This is a genomic window from Salmonella sp. SAL4457 (assembly GCF_046548235.1).
GTDB classification, from domain to species: domain Bacteria; phylum Pseudomonadota; class Gammaproteobacteria; order Enterobacterales; family Enterobacteriaceae; genus Salmonella; species Salmonella enterica.
Map to the genome: position 1 here is coordinate 1 of NZ_JBGDZO010000165.1, position 350 is coordinate 350.

1 protein-coding gene is annotated in these 350 nt (G+C 67.4%); it reads left to right on the forward strand.

What is annotated here, in order from left to right; translation table 11 throughout:
- Positions 1 to 350 (forward strand): rod shape-determining protein MreD (mreD, locus tag ACLJNW_RS23735; protein ID WP_410961164.1); only part of this gene is annotated, 350 nt, incomplete at both ends.

The window sequence follows — 350 nt, forward strand, 5'->3', positions numbered from 1 at the left end:
GGTTCGAACAATGTCTGGGTGATCTGGCTGAGCCTGCTGGTCGGGCTGGTGCTGGCCGTAGCGCCGATGCCTACCTTCACCGAGATCGGCCGCCCGCTGTGGCTGGCGATGCTGCTGACCTACTGGGTGTTGCTGCTGCCCGAGCGCGTCGGGATGGTCACCGCCTGGCTGCTCGGCCTGGCCCAGGACGTGCTCTACGGCAACCTGCTCGGGCAGAACGCGCTGATCCTCGGCCTGATCACCTTCCTCGTGCTGTCCCTGCACCAGCGCCTGCGCATGTTCCCGGCCTGGCAGCAGTGCCTGGTGCTGGTGGTGGTCTACGGCCTGGCGCAGCTGCTCCAGCTCTGGCT